This is a genomic window from Catellatospora sp. KI3, assembly GCF_029948125.1.
Classification (GTDB): domain Bacteria; phylum Actinomycetota; class Actinomycetes; order Mycobacteriales; family Micromonosporaceae; genus Catellatospora.
Genome location: NZ_JASAMB010000095.1, coordinates 1 through 215 on the forward strand (window position 1 = coordinate 1; position 215 = coordinate 215).

At 64.2% G+C, this 215-nt stretch carries 1 pseudogene; it reads right to left on the reverse strand.

The window, feature by feature from the left end:
- Positions 1-215 (reverse strand): annotated as a pseudogene (locus QEZ54_RS36335) (carbohydrate ABC transporter permease); the annotation flags it as partial.

Here is a 215-nt window from a genome sequence, read left to right on the forward strand (position 1 = left end):
TGCATGATGCCTCCGATGATGTACTTGCCGAGCAGGCCGAAGACGACCAGCAGCGGCACGGTCGCGATCGCCGTTCCGGTCAGCGACAGCGAGTAGTCCTGGATGTAACCGGAAGCCAGGGTCGACAGCGCGGTCTGCACGGTCGGGTCCTCGGGGGTGAGCACGACCAGGGGCCAGAAGAAGTCGTTCCAGGCCGTCATGAAGGTGAGCATGCC